The organism is Tissierella pigra (assembly GCF_009695605.1).
GTDB classification, from domain to species: Bacteria; Bacillota; Clostridia; order Tissierellales; family Tissierellaceae; genus Tissierella; species Tissierella pigra.
Genome location: NZ_VUNQ01000004.1, coordinates 19,587 through 36,488 on the forward strand (window position 1 = coordinate 19,587; position 16,902 = coordinate 36,488).

The following is a 16,902-nucleotide window of genomic DNA, read 5'->3' on the forward strand; positions in this document are numbered from 1 at the left end:
ATGAAAAAAATAACAGGAGTAATGGTATATTATCATTTTATATGTAAAAGAAAGCTATGGTATTTCAATAATGATTTGAATATGGAGCATAATAGTGAATTAGTAGGAATGGGAAAGTTGATTGATGAAAATTCATATGGAAGAGAAAAGAAGAGTATATTAATAGATGAAACCATAAATATTGATTTTTTAAAAAATTGGAAGGTTATACATGAGGTGAAAAAATCTAGGAAATTAGATGAAGCTGGTAAATGGCAACTTAAATACTATATTTGGATTCTTAGAAGTAAAGGTGTGAAGATAGAAAAGGGGATACTAGACTATCCCCTTTTGAGAAAAAGAGAAGAAATATTTCTAACTACTTCAGAGGAAGAGGAGTTGATGGAGGTATTAGGACAAATTCAAAATATAATCAATATGGACTTGCCTCCTGAAGTTATTAATAAGGCCTTTTGTAAGAAGTGTTCTTATTGTGAACTTTGCTATATATAGGAGGTGGAGTATTGGGAGAAACATTCTATATCTTAAAAGATGGAGATTTAAAACGGAAGGATAATAATGTAATAATAACAAATTTAGATGGAGAAGAAAAGCATCTGAAAGCTGAAGTTACTGATGAAGTATATTTGTTTGGAGAAGTAAGTTTAAATACAAAATTACTAAATTTCATATCCCAGAAAGGAATTATACTACATGTATTTAACTATTATGGATTCTATAGTGGTAGTTATTATCCTAGAGAGACAAATATAAGTGGATATTTACTTGTACAACAGGTTAAGTCATATGACAATGAGGAAAAAAGATTAAATATTGCTAAAGAAATATTAAAAGCTGCATCTTTTAATATTTATAGGAATTTAAGATACTATAATGGAAGAGGTATTGATTTAGAAGAGTCTATGAAAAGTATTGATAGTCTGATTAAAAAATTAGATTATGGAAAATCTATCAATGAGATTATGGGTATAGAAGGTAATATTAGAAAAACATATTATTCAATTTGGAATGATATTGTAAAGCAAGACATTCAATTTGAAAAAAGAGTAAAAAGACCACCGGACAATATGATTAATTCCCTTATTTCATTTGTAAATAGCCTTATTTATACTACGACCTTAAGTGAAATATACAAAACGCAATTAAATCCGACAATAAGTTTTTTACATGAGCCAGGAACAAAAAGATTTTCATTATCTCTAGATATTGCAGAAATATTTAAGCCTTTAATAGGGGATAGAATGATATTTTCTATGCTCAATAAAAATCAAATAACAGAAGAAGATTTTGAGAGAGAATCGAATTTCTTATACTTAAAGGAATCAGGAAAAAGGAAGATACTTATGGAATATGATAAAAGACTTGAAAATACCATATCCCATAAGGAATTAGGAAGGGATGTTTCCTATAGATACCTTATTAGACTGGAATGCTATAAACTTATTAAAAGTATAATTGGAGAACAAGAATATATTGGATTTAAAATATGGTGGTGATATAATGTATATAATACTTGTATACGATATTTTGGCAGATGATGCAGGGGCTAGAGTATCAAGAAAAACTTTTAAAACTTGCAAGAAATACTTAACTCATATTCAGAAGTCAGTCTTTGAGGGTAATTTAACTGAATTAAATTACATGAAGCTTAAAACTGAATTAAATGAATATATCAGAAGGGATAAGGATTCGATATTAGTATTTAGAAGTAGAGATGAAAAGTGGTTAGAAAAGGAGTACTTAGGTATTGTTGATGATAAAACATCTAATTTTTTTTAGAATATATATTGTCTACCTATAATAGTGTAAATACTATAGGGGATTGACAAACAGCAATAAAGCAATGCTTTTAACATAATTCTTTAGAATAATAAGTAGGAAAAGAAACTAATTTCATAAATAAATTTCTAGGTTGACAAAAAGTACGTATGTAACCTAGTAAAATTGGCACGTTAAAAGGCACGCTTATTAATAGAACTACAGTAGAATGTAAATTAACTTTTTCAACAAAGATGTATTAGTAAGAGTATTATTAATAGAACTACAGTAGAATGTAAATTCACTTGCATAAAATCGAAAATACTGATGACATAATTTATTAATAGAACTACAGTAGAATGTAAATAAATACAGAGACTAGAATAGCAAAAATAAGCATAAATTATTAATAGAACTACAGTAGAATGTAAATTTGAGTCATGCCATAACACTCTTCTTCTGTTGCTAATTATTAATAGAACTACAGTAGAATGTAAATCAAGGGGGGTTCGATTTAGGATATGGAGAAAGCAGTTATTAATAGAACTACAGTAGAATGTAAATCATAGATTAGATAATTATATAAAGATAGTTGAGGGTTATTAATAGAACTACAGTAGAATGTAAATTTTTTTAGATAATATCTCCTTAAATGAGTCTAAAGTTTATTAATAGAACTACAGTAGAATGTAAATTAAATTTTATAGGCTTTCTTTCAGTAACAAATACTGTTATTAATAGAACTACAGTAGAATGTAAATCTAAGACCATGCAAGAAAATAGGGTGTAGTAATTTTTATTAATAGAACTACAGTAGAATGTAAATCTTGTCGGAAGTGTATTTGGTGGCATGTCGTAGTACTTATTAATAGAACTACAGTAGAATGTAAATTTAAGAGATACCCCTTGTTAGGAACAATAGCGGCTGTTATTAATAGAACTACAGTAGAATGTAAATAGGACGAACCTAAGCCATTCGCTATAGGTTGGGAAGTTATTAATAGAACTACAGTAGAATGTAAATAAGGCTCTGTCTCGGGATTAGTCGCTACTACAACCCTTATTAATAGAACTACAGTAGAATGTAAATGTCATAGAAGGATTAAACAATATGATTGAGAAATTTTTATTAATAGAACTACAGTAGAATGTAAATGAGTTTGATGCACTAGCAAGTGGTCCTAATGTACTTTTATTAATAGAACTACAGTAGAATGTAAATTCAGCTTCAAATCCTAAACTTGATACACTGGCAGCTTTATTAATAGAACTACAGTAGAATGTAAATTTACATTCAAGATAAAATCTAAATCTTTGTAGGTCTCTTATTAATAGAACTACAGTAGAATGTAAATATCAATCCTTATATGCAGATATGTTAAATACAGAAGTTATTAATAGAACTACAGTAGAATGTAAATGTAAATAAGGAATCAAAGGGAAAGAGTCCTAGAGATTATTAATAGAACTACAGTAGAATGTAAATTCTAATGAAACTTTTTCTAAATCTAACAAAGCCTTTTTATTAATAGAACTACAGTAGAATGTAAATGTTACATTTAGAAAGACTATGATTACAAATGATAGTTATTAATAGAACTACAGTAGAATGTAAATACTATTTCAGGTACGGATCAGAATTTAGGAGATAAGTTATTAATAGAACTACAGTAGAATGTAAATCAATTTGTGATTACAAGTATTTCATCAGACAATATATTATTAATAGAACTACAGTAGAATGTAAATGGAGAAAACTATATTTCTTCTTTGAATTCAGTGGATTATTAATAGAACTACAGTAGAATGTAAATCTATCAATAAGAGGATTAGAACTACCTTTCATGTTTTTATTAATAGAACTACAGTAGAATGTAAATGGTAAAAAAAGTAGATGAAGAAAACTATATTATACATTATTAATAGAACTACAGTAGAATGTAAATTCCTTATAATAATATTGCTTTCTATTAAGAATATCGTTTATTAATAGAACTACAGTAGAATGTAAATCTTTCTGCTGTATAGGGTCGGCACCTATATCGTTAGTTATTAATAGAACTACAGTAGAATGTAAATAAAGGAGATAAACAAATGCTTAAATTAGTGAAAACATTATTAATAGAACTACAGTAGAATGTAAATTTATTATATTATACTATAAGGTGCTATAAGTTGCAATTATTAATAGAACTACAGTAGAATGTAAATTTCAAAATCATATGAGCTACTAAGACCAACTGGTAATTATTAATAGAACTACAGTAGAATGTAAATAAAGAATTTATAATGAATTAATAGAAGGAACTAAGATTATTAATAGAACTACAGTAGAATGTAAATTGATAAGAGACACGCCAGTATTGACGGATAAAATATTATTAATAGAACTACAGTAGAATGTAAATTCATAAAATAGAACTAACAGAAGATAATGTAGATGTTATTAATAGAACTACAGTAGAATGTAAATAAATAAGAAAGTTATCAGCCAGGACTGGTGGTAAAGTTATTAATAGAACTACAGTAGAATGTAAATTTCTCTTAACTTATTCCATAATCTTTTTTCACCGATTTATTAATAGAACTACAGTAGAATGTAAATGCCAAAATGGAAAGTACAAAAAGAATAGATGGGACATTATTAATAGAACTACAGTAGAATGTAAATTTATTTATCCTCAATATGAAATAGTGAGAACAAGGGTTATTAATAGAACTACAGTAGAATGTAAATATGATAAAGGAGAATGATTATGAATAAAGTGATAAGTTATTAATAGAACTACAGTAGAATGTAAATTTTTAGTCATATGGATAAAATTGCTAACTATGGCTGTTATTAATAGAACTACAGTAGAATGTAAATATATATTGTCTGTAGTCTTGTATAAAGCTTCAGCTATTATTAATAGAACTACAGTAGAATGTAAATTAGTCTTTTTATTGTTTCTGTCATTATATTAAAAGATTATTAATAGAACTACAGTAGAATGTAAATACAGTGACACAAACAGAATAAAACTAAGGAAAAGGGTTATTAATAGAACTACAGTAGAATGTAAATCTATCTCTTAAAGACTGAGGAGTGATGAATTTGTAGTTATTAATAGAACTACAGTAGAATGTAAATATTGTTCCTCTACGCACCATTCTTTGTAAACTGGATTATTAATAGAACTACAGTAGAATGTAAATTTCTGTACTAGAAGCATAAGCGTTAACGCCTAAGTTTATTAATAGAACTACAGTAGAATGTAAATGTGTCTTTTTTACTGTCGTTTATGACTTGATAATCGTTATTAATAGAACTACAGTAGAATGTAAATTTGTAATGACATTTTATGATAATGATAGGGATAAATTTATTAATAGAACTACAGTAGAATGTAAATCAAATTCATTCTGTTGAATTCTTCTTTTTATTCCAATTATTAATAGAACTACAGTAGAATGTAAATATAATTCCAAGTAGTCAACAATGGATTTATGATTGGTTATTAATAGAACTACAGTAGAATGTAAATATCCCCAACCTAGGGGATTATAAGGATTATGAAAAATTATTAATAGAACTACAGTAGAATGTAAATATTACAAAAAGTAGCAACGATGATTTGAATATCTATTTATTAATAGAACTACAGTAGAATGTAAATTTTTATAATTTCTTTGTTTTGCAAAAGCGACCCCAATTATTAATAGAACTACAGTAGAATGTAAATAAATAAGATAAACGACATACAAATTAAATTATAAAATTATTAATAGAACTACAGTAGAATGTAAATATTTCTATCCATGAGTTCAAGTCATAATTGACCTCATTATTAATAGAACTACAGTAGAATGTAAATTAAATACATAATACGTGCTAGACTAAGACCTTATTATTTATTAATAGAACTACAGTAGAATGTAAATTACAATTGATTCTATACATAATACATATAATCACATTTATTAATAGAACTACAGTAGAATGTAAATTTTCTTTTATTAAATATTTATTGTAATGGAACGCACGTTATTAATAGAACTACAGTAGAATGTAAATAGCAAACTGTTAGAGATAGTCTGAAATCAATGACTATTATTAATAGAACTACAGTAGAATGTAAATGATAGTGAATATCTAGTCAAAATTACACACAAAGATTTATTAATAGAACTACAGTAGAATGTAAATACCTTCTTTTATGTACTAAAAAAGGACCTACAATTTTTATTAATAGAACTACAGTAGAATGTAAATTTATGTATAGTATGGCTTTATATTATGAAATAATTATTATTAATAGAACTACAGTAGAATGTAAATTAGTTTGATTGAAATTATCTTGATTTACTGTATTCATTATTAATAGAACTACAGTAGAATGTAAATTACATTGAGGTTCTTAGTAAGAAATGTTCTCATTTTTTATTAATAGAACTACAGTAGAATGTAAATTTAATTTAATAGCTTTTGAAATCTTTACTAAAGGTATTATTAATAGAACTACAGTAGAATGTAAATCTATTAGGAACAATAGCAGCTGGACAACCTATATTATTATTAATAGAACTACAGTAGAATGTAAATTCTTTTGTTATTGCAGTAGCTTTTACTATTGCCAAGTTATTAATAGAACTACAGTAGAATGTAAATTTTATATGTGAAATAATATTTATCATCATGGATTATTTATTAATAGAACTACAGTAGAATGTAAATAAAGGCAATAGACTAGACTATTGTCTATTTTATTGTCTTATTAATAGAACTACAGTAGAATGTAAATAATTACATGAGGGCGAAAGAGTGCTAACTAAAGAAGTTATTAATAGAACTACAGTAGAATGTAAATACACTAATTTCGAATGATTTTAGTTTTCGCATAATCTTATTAATAGAACTACAGTAGAATGTAAATAATGAAAAGAAAGGGTAGATTCAGTTTTAGAGAAGATTATTAATAGAACTACAGTAGAATGTAAATGTTATGCTTATATATTCTTTTTCATCTAGCTGTTATTAATAGAACTACAGTAGAATGTAAATGTGAAATAAATCTGGATTCACTTCTTTCATATCTACTTATTAATAGAACTACAGTAGAATGTAAATAAGAAACTTGGATGTGATCCTCTGTGCATAAAACTATTATTAATAGAACTACAGTAGAATGTAAATCTTCTAATAGGTGTATTTGTCAACCCAAAACTGTACCATAATTTAATCGAAAACTAGGCCACTTGGAATAAAAAATTAATTGGTCTTTTCCAACCACTCTCTAGTTTCTTTTATTCTATAAGAATTTCCATTCATATTAATTACATAAGATTTATGAGTCAATCTATCTATTAGAGCAGCTGTTAGCACTGCATCATTAAATATTTCATTCCATCTATCAAAGGATAGATTTGTTGTAATTATCGTGGATTTTCTCTCTGCCCTAAGGGAGAGAAATGTAAACAATAACTCACTCCCTTCTTTATCAAATGAAATATATCCTAATTCATCTGCGATTATTAAGTCATATTTTTCAAATCTTTTTTCAAATGTATATAGTTTTTTATCACTCCTAGATTCTTTTAATTCATTTATTAATGAGGCTATAGTTGTAAAATACACTTTATATCCCATATTGCAAGCATCTATACCTAGTCCTATAGACATATGTGTCTTACCCGTACCTGGGTTACCAGCTAGAATTATATTTCTACCTTCATCTATGAAATTTAAAGTTTTTAGCTCTTTAAACTTCTTCCTGCCATCTTCTGGGAGATAATCTACTTGAAGCTCATCAAGATATTTTTTATATGGAAATCTAGCATTTTTAATCCTGTTTTTTCTTCCATTTTCTTTTCTCATATCATAGGCTTCAATTAAGATATCTCGTAGAAATTCTTCATAGGACTTATCAAGACTATATGCTTCTTCTATTTTCATCTTTAGTCCTTGATTTACTCCTGGTATTTTTAATTCTGATACATATTTTTTAATCTCAGTTATTATTTCATTCAATTTTCATAACCTCCCATAGATTTTAAATTAAACATCTCATTTAATATTGAAATTTGTTCTATTGATGCCTTTTGTATTGATACATCTTTAGCATTTAAAGATACATCATCTCTAGGGAGTTTAAAAATTATATTTTTAATATTGTCTGTAGTTACTATTTCTTTTTTAATTTTAGCTAATTTTTTAATTGCTTCTAATACACTTTTTAAATCTTTTTCTTTAATTAACTCTAAAAGAACTATGAAATCCTTAGGGTTATTGGTATAATATTTATGATATGTTTCTTGAAGCTCTGGGGAAAGCTGGTGTCTACCAACACTAGAATGCAATGCTCCAGGCTTCTTTTTTAATGTATGAATAAAATGATTTATATCTACTGTCCAGTGATGAGCTAGATAAGATCTCTTGTGAGTAGCTACTTTATTTTCCTTGTAATATATCTTAATATTATCTGGATAAACCTTAGCTGTTACAAATTTACCTACTAGATAATCTGGAACTGAATATTTATTTTGATCAATGTTTATTACACTGTATTTGTTAACTCTGGCTTCTACTCTTCTTGATGCATCATATGATGGTTTTAAGGGCAGAAGATAAGCTAGCTCTTGATTTAAAATATCAATAGGGCTTTGGTTTTCAAGCCAATTTCTTTTCTTTGAATTAAGTTTAGATAATTTTTCTTGTAGATGCTCGTTAGCTTCTTCTAATGTTTCAAAGTCTGTCTTAGTTGAAAACGCTTTCCTTCTCACAAATTCAACACCTCTTTCAACATGACCCTTTTCATTTCCACTAGCTACATTACAAAATCTATATCTAAATCCGTAATACAAAGATATTTTAATTAAATCATCTGTTGCTTCCTTTTCATTTCTTCCTACAAATTTCTTAACAGCTTGCTTCATATTGTCATAAACTAACTCTCTATGAATTCCACCAACTCTATTAAAAGCTTGGACATGAACATCTAAGAAATTCTCCATTTTCTGATTGTGATAAAGTCTTGCATAATGGTAAGACCCTTTAGCAGTTGTGAAAAGTCCCATGTTTAGAATCAATGGCTTCCCAGCAATGTTAAGTTTAACATCACCCCAATCAAATTCTAATGTTTCTCCTAAATCGTATTCCTGCCTAATGTACGCCTCCTTTTTATCGTAGGTTTCTTTAATGTAGTTACATACTGTGGAATAACTGATATCATATCCTTTATCTACAAGATACTCGTGTATATCTACTTTCTTCATCAACTGTTTAGATCTTCCTAGTAGCCTATTCTTTTCATTTTCAGAGATAAGCTTGTCTATTTCCTCCAAAATCTCGTCTGTTAGTTTAATTTTTGTTCTACTGCTCGAATCATATTTTGGCTTTGAGGCCATTTCTTCTATTAGTAGCAATATTTGACTTTTATTATTATCTTTATCTTTTTCTAATTCTTCTAAAGTTTCATATTTAGATTCAAAATCGTTAATATATTTAGCTACTGTAGTTCTTGAAATTTTAAGTTCTCTACTAATTGCTCTTTGTGATTTATTTTCTCTGAAATATCTCATTAATATTTCAGCTTTCTGATCCAACTTTATCATCCTCCATCTCCCCTTTAAAAAAACATCTTTAAAAGGTATTTTATTTTAAAGGTGGACCAGTTTTCAATTAAAATGGTGGCCTACTTTTAGGTTACCATAAACAATAGGATTATTAGAGGTATTTAAGAAGGTATTATTAATAGAACTACAGTAGAATGTAAATCCATACCACTATTGCTCATTTTCCCTTTTACTTCTTTTATTAATAGAACTACAGTAGAATGTAAATCTGTTCCCGTTTCCACTGTTCTTATTAATAGAACTACAGTAGAATGTAAATACTGAAAGCTTGAAGAAATCAGACTCTAAATATACATTATTAATAGAACTACAGTAGAATGTAAATCCTAATAGGAAGTATTCTATATTGAGGAATAAATATTTATTAATAGAACTACAGTAGAATGTAAATACTAAAAAATATGAACATTTATTTAAAGTTACTAATTATTAATAGAACTACAGTAGAATGTAAATTATGTTTTTAGTTCTAAACATGTTATATTTATCATTTTATTAATAGAACTACAGTAGAATGTAAATTTGATATTGTTAGGTATACTCATAAACTTCTATTTATTATTAATAGAACTACAGTAGAATGTAAATTTGTTTGGTCCACACATCCTGCTTTTTACTATTCCTTATTAATAGAACTACAGTAGAATATAAATACGCATGATTTATGTCTTTTATTTACTCTCGTTAATTTATTAATAGAGCTACAGTAGAATGTAAATCAAAGTGGTTCTGTGGTGGAGAACAGTTTCCGAATCGTTATTAATAGAACTACAGTAGAATGTAAATTCGTTTAGGTCAAGGATTGCCCCCGGCGCAAGTTGTTTATTAATAGAACTATAGTAGAATATAAACTTCATAAGAATATTGATACAGAATCCAAACTCATATTATCTAATCACTCAAACATAGACAGAACTCACGAACGATTTTCCTCACTTTACCCATGTTCTAATGTTTTTCAATTCTTTATATTATACATAGATATTTATCTTTTAAAAGAGTAAAGGCTAGACCTTAGCTTACCTAAGCCCTTGACTTCAGCTAACTTCTCCTTTTCATATATTTTGTCTCAGATATCAAAAGCTATGGTATCCTATATAATTACTTATACTTTACTTTTCTAAAATTTATTCTACTCACATCATTATCTTAAAGTTACTTAAATCCCCGATCAATCTCCTATCTATCTGAAATATTAATTCGTATAAAAATCCTAACAAATCAATAGAAACTTATGAAAGCTTACTTAATGGCAATAATTTATCAAAAATATTAAGTTCCTCTATAACGTCATCTTGATTATAAGAAAAAACTATTTGTGTTAGAGAATAATGTTCTATATTATATATTTGGTAGTTGACAGTTAATATATTAGAAATAAGGAAGTGGAGATATGTATGATTTTGATAAGATTATAAACAGATATGGAACTAATTCCATGAAATGGGATGGCTTAAAGGAAACATTTGAACAAGATAATCTACTTCCCTTATGGGTGGCAGATATGGATTTTGAAGTTTCCCCTGCTATTTCAAAGGAGCTAGAGAAAAGAGTTAAACATCCTATATACGGATATATGCATTGGTCTGATGAGTATTATAAATCTGTAATAAGATGGATGAAAAGAAGACATGGATGGGAAATTCATAAGGATTGGATTTTATTTACTCCAGGAGTCGTTCCCGCTGTTAGTTATGCCATTAAAGCACTAACTGATATTGGAGATAGTGTTATAATTCAAACTCCTGTATATCATCCTTTTAAAACAACCATAGAGAGTAATGGTAGAAATGTAGTCACTAATCCTCTAATATATAAAGACGGTACATATTATATGGATTTGGAAGACTTAGAAAGAAAGTTAGATTCAAAGACTAAAGTTCTAATACTATGCAGTCCTCATAATCCTATAGGAAGAGTATGGACTAAAAAAGAATTAAATGAATTGGGAGAAATATGTTTAAAGAATAATATTATAATAATTTCTGACGAGATTCATTTTGATTTAATATATAAGGGAAATACTCATACTGTAATGGCAGATATTTCTCCAGAAATTAGAGATAATTGCATAGTTTGTACATCACCTAGCAAGACTTTTAATATAGCCGGATTACAGGTTTCCAATATAATAATACCAAATGAGAAATTAAGAGAAAAATATAGTATGGAATTAGAAAAGGATCATATTGGAAGAGCAAATGTATTTGGACAGGAAGCTTTAATTGCGGCCTATAATGAATCAGAGGATTGGCTAGATTCTTTAATGGAGTACCTAGAGGAGAATAAAAACTTCTTCATAGATTTCATAGAGACAAGAATTCCTCAACTTAAAACAATAAGACCAGAAGGCACTTATTTACTTTGGATTGATTGTTCTGGACTTAATATGAGTTCTGATGAGCTAAATGAATTCTTCTTAAATAAATGTAAATTAGCCTTAAATAGTGGAGAGATGTTTGGAGAGGAAGGAAAACTATTCCAAAGAATTAATATAGCCTGTCCTAGAGCAGTATTACAAGAGGCATTGATAAGAATTGAGAAAGCTGTGAAAGAGAATATATAGACAATTGTTTGATTAGATTAAAAAGGAGGAGACAGAATGAAATTTAAAAAGACTTTAATATCTCTATTGATATTTATATTAGGAATTGGAGCTGTGGCTTGTGGAAATAAGCAAGATCCAGCAGATACATCAGGACAAGCAGAAGGAAAAGTAAAATTAGTAGTAGGAACATCAGCATCTTATAGACCTTGGGCTTTTCAAGAAAATGATGAAGTTAAAGGATTTGAAATGGATGTATGGAAAGAGATTGCAAAAAGAAATGACTATGAATTAGAATTTAAACTTGGACAATTCAGTGGATTAGTAGGAATGCTTGATGCAGGAGAAATAGATACTGTTGCACATCAAATGTCAATTACAAAGGAAAGAGAAGAAAAATATAATTTCTCTGAACCATATGCTTATAGTTATTATGATTTATTTGTAGCAGAAGATAGTGATTATAAAACTAAAGAGGATTTAAGAGGTCAAAAGGTTGGTTGTTGGTTAGGTGGAAATGGAGAAGCTACTTTAAGACAAATAAATGAAGAATATGATTTAGGATTTGATATTGTAACTTTTGATGGGACATCCATAGAAGGTGAATTAGCCATAGGAAGATTGGCAGCTTTATGGCAGGGAGAGATCAAAACAAAAACAACTATTGAAGAAAATAACTTAGATATTAGACAATTAAATGAAAAATTAGTTTATGAAATCAATGCATATCCATTTAGAAAAGATGAAGCGGGAGAAAAATTCTCTAAAGAAGTTACAGAGGCATTAAAGGCTATGAGAGAAGACGGGGCTTTAGAAGAATTATCTATAAAATGGTTTAATATTGACACTACGAAATCAGGAGAATAGGTGATTTAGGTGAACTTTGATTTTGAATTTATGTTTAGAATAGTACCTATTATGCTTAGATATAGCACTGTAACTTTAAAATTATCTTTTTTAGCTATATTATTAGGACTTACTATTTCCTTATTTATTGCAATAGTTATAACTGCTAAAGTACCGATATTGAGTAAAATTTTTAAAGTATACATTTCTTTTTTTAGAGGAACACCTTTAATGGCACAATTGTTTTGTTTTTATTTCGGTATATTACCATTATTATCTAAATTTGTTTTGAAGGTTTCATCTTTTCAAGCGGCATTGGTAATTTTAAGTTTGGCAAGTTCTGCATATATGGCTGAATCCTTACGAGCAGCTATTTCATCCATACATAGAGGCCAGATGGAAGCTGCTCAATCCATAGGAATGACATATATGCAAGCGATGATTCGAATTATATTGCCACAAGCTATTAAAGTAGCAATCCCAACACTTTTTAGTAGCTTCATAAATATAGTGAAGGATACTTCTCTTGTTTTTGCAATAGGAGTTAAAGAGATGATGGCAACAGCTCAATTAGAAGGGGCTTCAGGATACCGTTATTTAGAAGCATATGTATGTGTACTATTTGTTTATTGGGGAATAACATCAATAATGGGACTTGCACAAAAACGAATAGAAATAAGACTTGGAAAGTCAGTAGGTGAGACATTGTGATAAGGCTAAAAAACATTCAGAAAAGATTTGGAGACTTAGATGTAATAAAAGGTATAGACTTAGATATTAATAATGGTGAAGTTATATCTATTATAGGTCCTTCGGGCACTGGAAAATCAACATTATTACGTTGTATGAATTGTTTGGAAATAGCCGATCAAGGTGAAATACAAATAGAAGATTATTCAGTTAATATAAGTAAAATAACAAACAAAGATAAGCAATGGATAAGGCGTAATACAGCAATGGTATTTCAAGGATTTAATTTATTTAATAACAAAACTGTGCTTCAGAATATTACTGAAGGCTTAATAGTAGTAAAAAAAATGAAAAAATCTGAAGCTGAAGATAGGGCTTTAAAAATACTGAAAGATGTGGACATATTAGAAAAGAAAGATAATTATCCATCTAGTTTATCTGGAGGACAGCAGCAACGTGTTGCCATTGGCAGAGCATTAGCTCTTGAACCTAAGATTCTTCTATTTGATGAACCTACGTCTGCCTTAGATCCAGAATTAGTAAGTGAAGTCTTAGTATTAATGAAGGCATTGGCCAAGGAAAAAAGGACTATGCTGATTGTTACCCACGAAATTAATTTTGCTAGAAATGTATCTGATAGGGTGTGCTTCATGGATCAGGGGATAATATTAGAAGAAGGCGCTGCAAAGGAGATAATTGATAATCCTAAAAATGAGAGAACCAAACAATTCTTAAATGCAATTAGGTATAGGGAATAGCTACTGTACATTATAAAAATACATATTTTTTATAAGTAAAGGAACACTATTATATAATACTCATATATTTTAAACATTAGATGAGGTGGTGATTTTTATATGGAGATTAAAGAAGGTGTAATGGTTCCTTTGGGATATGGAAAATTTGCTCGTTCTGATAAAATTATTAGTCTTGAGCCTATTGAGGATGATCGTGGACCAGGGAGGAGAACGGTTGTATATATTGAGGAGGTTAAGTCTCCAATAATAGCATCTAAAACAGAGAACTCTATATTAGCGAGAATGGTGGAAATACCAAGAAATGAGTTAGAGGCTTCTGCTGCTTTAGAGCTCTTATATGACATAGGAGACGATATTGGGCAAATTGGACCTATGCTTAGAAAGAGTATAAAAAAAGAAGCAAATTTTGATCTTGATAGGATTGAAAAACGTATAAATGAAATCATTCAACATGAAATTGAATTTGATGAAACACATTAATATATATTTAACTTCAGAACTTAATAATATAGGTACTAGGTTGCCAACCTAGTACCTATATTATTTTTTAAACTTTCATTTTCATAGACCAATAGATTTAGGAATAATCATACATGAACTCACTGGCATTAGCTGTGTTAGAACATTCCCCACAGTTTCACAACTCAAATCTATTTACTAGTATTCTTCATAGCCAAATATTTATTTAAAACATATTGTATGAATTATAACTATATTTGGCAAGGTATATTATATACTTCTTGCTACTTCAGCTGCTTCTGCCACTGCATTAAGTGCTCTACGTGCTCTTACAGCATCACCGATTATATGATGAGGAATATTATTTTTTTCACAGTATTCCACAATATCATTGGAAGCACGAGATCTTGCTCCTATGGCAATTACAACTGAATCAGATGGAATTTCCTGTAGTTCTCCGGATTTTTCTATCACTACAGCATCCTCTTTGATTTCAACACATTTTGCATCCGTTAAAGTCTTTATATCATGGGCATATATACTTTCCATTACGCATATTTTTCGTAATTGTCCAAGGTCTTTTGCTACTTGATCTAACATTTCTACCACTGTAATGCTATCTGTTGATTCTGCAAGATACTCTGCTACTTCTAATCCTACAAGACCACCACCGATAACTACAACATTTCCTTTAGCAGTTGAATTTCCGCTAAGTATATCATGGGAATTTGTTACATGACTTAAGTTACTGCCAGGAATATTTGGTTTAATTGGCTCTGAACCTATGGCTATTATAACTTCATCAGGGTTTATTTCATCAATAATTTCTGGAGTAACAGAGGTAGATAGTCTTATTTCTATACCCTCTCTTTTTGCCATTTCACCCATAGCAATAGCCGCATCCTTCAATTCTTCTTTTCTTGGAGCTTCTCCAGCTAGTGCAAATTGACCTCCAAGAGATTTACTAGCTTCACATACTATAGGGTTATGACCTCTTCGTTTTAGAGTGATTGCAGCTTCAAGTCCTGCAACGCCACCACCTGATATTAGTACTTTTTTAGAAGTTTCAGTTTTTACAAGCTTATATTCAGCTTCTTTACCTAAAGCTGGGTTTCTTAGACAAGTAATAAATGGTGCTTCTGGATTTATAAAGCTGTCATAGCAACCTTGGTTACAGCCTACACATTTTACTATATTATCCACATCACCATCTTTGGCTTTGTTACAGAATTCTGGGTCAGCTAATTGTCCACGACCTATAACTACCATATCTGCCTTGCCACTTTCTATTATTTCATTTGCTTGTTCAGGATCATTTATACGTCCTACTGCTATTGTAATCATTCCTGTTTCTTTCTTGATTCTCTCAGCATTAGATACATTGAATCCTCTTGGTAGGTCAACAGGAGGTACTTCATATTTTATAGCTGCAGATGAGAAATTTCCTCTAGATACATTAAGTACATCTACACCTGCTTTTTTAGCTAAATTACAGAATTCAATGGTCTCTTCAATAGTTATACCATCTTCTAAATTATCATCATGAGCTACAATACGCATAAACAAAGGCATATCTTCAGGTATATTGCTACGAATTGCTTCTATACATTCAATTAAAAATCTTACTCTATTTTCAAAGGAGCCACCATATTGGTCAGTTCTTTTGTTAAAAGCTGGACTTAAAAATGCGTGTGGTGAGTAATTGTGTCCAGCATGAAATTCTACACAGTCAAATCCAGCCTCCACTGCACGTTTAGCAGCATCTCCAAAGGATTTTACTATTTCTTTAATAGTTTCTATACTTGCAGCAGGAATTATTTCGCTTGTTCCATACATAGGAGTATCACTAGGTACTACTATGTCATGGTTCTGGTAACTTGCTGTAGCCATTCCTCCCTGCCAAAGCTGTATCCCAGATTTTCCACCTGCATCATGTATTGCATCACTAAGTTCTTTTAATTTAGGAATATATTTATCGTCTCCAATTGAGAGAAAATGAGCTGGAGTTGATGGATCATGTACACCACAAACTTCGGTAAAGTTTAATCCACATCCACCTAAAACTCTTTCTACATGGTAATCTATGATTTGGTCTGTAACATATTTATCTGCTGTTGGCATTTTGGTTCCCATAGCTGGAAAAACTATTCTGTTTTTCAGTTCCATACCTCTAATTTTTATAGGACTAAAAAGACTATTAAAGGCCATAAAGAATCCTCCTTTTAATATTAG

At 29.2% G+C, this 16,902-nt stretch carries 11 protein-coding genes and 2 CRISPR repeat arrays; of the genes, 8 read left to right on the forward strand and 3 right to left on the reverse strand.

What is annotated here, in order from left to right; all coding sequences use genetic code 11:
* From cas4 to cas2, 3 genes are read left to right on the forward strand one after another with little or no spacing between them, the layout of a single operon-like run.
* Positions 1 to 492: a CRISPR-associated protein Cas4 gene (gene cas4, locus FYJ83_RS03115; RefSeq protein ID WP_154438882.1), complete on the forward strand. Its 492-nt coding sequence runs from the start codon at positions 1 to 3 to the stop codon at positions 490 to 492.
* 11 nt (positions 493 to 503) lie between these two features.
* Positions 504 to 1,496 (forward strand): type I-B CRISPR-associated endonuclease Cas1b, encoded by a 993-nt coding sequence (gene cas1b, locus FYJ83_RS03120; protein WP_154438883.1) that lies wholly within the window; start codon positions 504 to 506, stop codon positions 1,494 to 1,496.
* A gap of 4 nt (positions 1,497 to 1,500) precedes the next feature.
* Positions 1,501 to 1,779, forward strand: a complete 279-nt coding sequence (gene cas2 / locus FYJ83_RS03125) for a CRISPR-associated endonuclease Cas2 (RefSeq protein WP_154438884.1) — start codon at positions 1,501 to 1,503, stop codon at positions 1,777 to 1,779.
* A gap of 186 nt (positions 1,780 to 1,965) precedes the next feature.
* Positions 1,966 to 6,934: direct repeats of the CRISPR family, unit length 30 nt; unit sequence TTATTAATAGAACTACAGTAGAATGTAAAT.
* Positions 6,935 to 7,009: 75 nt separating this feature from the next.
* Here cas2 and istB read toward each other — a convergent pair.
* Both istB and istA read right to left on the reverse strand, forming a co-directional pair.
* Positions 7,010 to 7,768 (reverse strand): IS21-like element helper ATPase IstB, encoded by a 759-nt coding sequence (gene istB, locus FYJ83_RS03130; protein ID WP_268233502.1) that lies wholly within the window; start codon positions 7,766 to 7,768, stop codon positions 7,010 to 7,012.
* Positions 7,765 to 9,351 carry an IS21 family transposase gene (gene istA / locus FYJ83_RS03135; RefSeq protein ID WP_154438885.1) on the reverse strand — a complete coding sequence of 529 codons (1,587 nt, stop codon included), beginning with the start codon at positions 9,349 to 9,351 and terminating at the stop codon, positions 7,765 to 7,767. The genes istB and istA overlap by 4 nt, the downstream gene beginning before the upstream one ends.
* A 133-nt stretch (positions 9,352 to 9,484) precedes the next feature.
* Positions 9,485 to 10,224: a CRISPR direct-repeat array (repeat unit 30 nt; unit sequence TTATTAATAGAACTACAGTAGAATGTAAAT).
* Positions 10,225 to 10,765: 541 nt separating this feature from the next.
* On the opposite strand from istA, the gene FYJ83_RS03140 reads away from it, so the two are divergent.
* From FYJ83_RS03140 to FYJ83_RS03160, 5 genes are all read left to right on the forward strand, one after another.
* Positions 10,766 to 11,938 (forward strand): MalY/PatB family protein, encoded by a 1,173-nt coding sequence (locus FYJ83_RS03140; RefSeq protein ID WP_154438886.1) that lies wholly within the window; start codon positions 10,766 to 10,768, stop codon positions 11,936 to 11,938.
* Positions 11,939 to 11,974: 36 nt separating this feature from the next.
* A complete protein-coding gene (locus FYJ83_RS03145) occupies positions 11,975 to 12,784 on the forward strand; it encodes a transporter substrate-binding domain-containing protein (protein ID WP_154438887.1) in 810 nt (269 codons plus the stop codon).
* Between the two features lie 9 nt (positions 12,785 to 12,793).
* Positions 12,794 to 13,474 (forward strand): amino acid ABC transporter permease, encoded by a 681-nt coding sequence (locus FYJ83_RS03150; RefSeq protein ID WP_216584830.1) that lies wholly within the window; start codon positions 12,794 to 12,796, stop codon positions 13,472 to 13,474.
* Positions 13,471 to 14,211 carry an amino acid ABC transporter ATP-binding protein gene (locus FYJ83_RS03155; RefSeq protein WP_326828289.1) on the forward strand — a complete coding sequence of 247 codons (741 nt, stop codon included), beginning with the start codon at positions 13,471 to 13,473 and terminating at the stop codon, positions 14,209 to 14,211. Before FYJ83_RS03150 ends, FYJ83_RS03155 begins: the two co-directional genes overlap by 4 nt.
* Positions 14,212 to 14,310: 99 nt before the next feature.
* Positions 14,311 to 14,691, forward strand: a complete 381-nt coding sequence (locus FYJ83_RS03160; RefSeq protein ID WP_154438888.1) for a hypothetical protein — start codon at positions 14,311 to 14,313, stop codon at positions 14,689 to 14,691.
* Positions 14,692 to 14,940: 249 nt separating this feature from the next.
* On the opposite strand, the gene baiCD is transcribed toward FYJ83_RS03160, so the two are convergent.
* Positions 14,941 to 16,878, reverse strand: coding sequence for a bile acid Fe-S flavoenzyme BaiCD (gene baiCD, locus FYJ83_RS03165; protein ID WP_154438889.1), 1,938 nt, complete (start codon positions 16,876 to 16,878; stop codon positions 14,941 to 14,943).
* Positions 16,879 to 16,902: the final 24 nt, after the last annotated feature.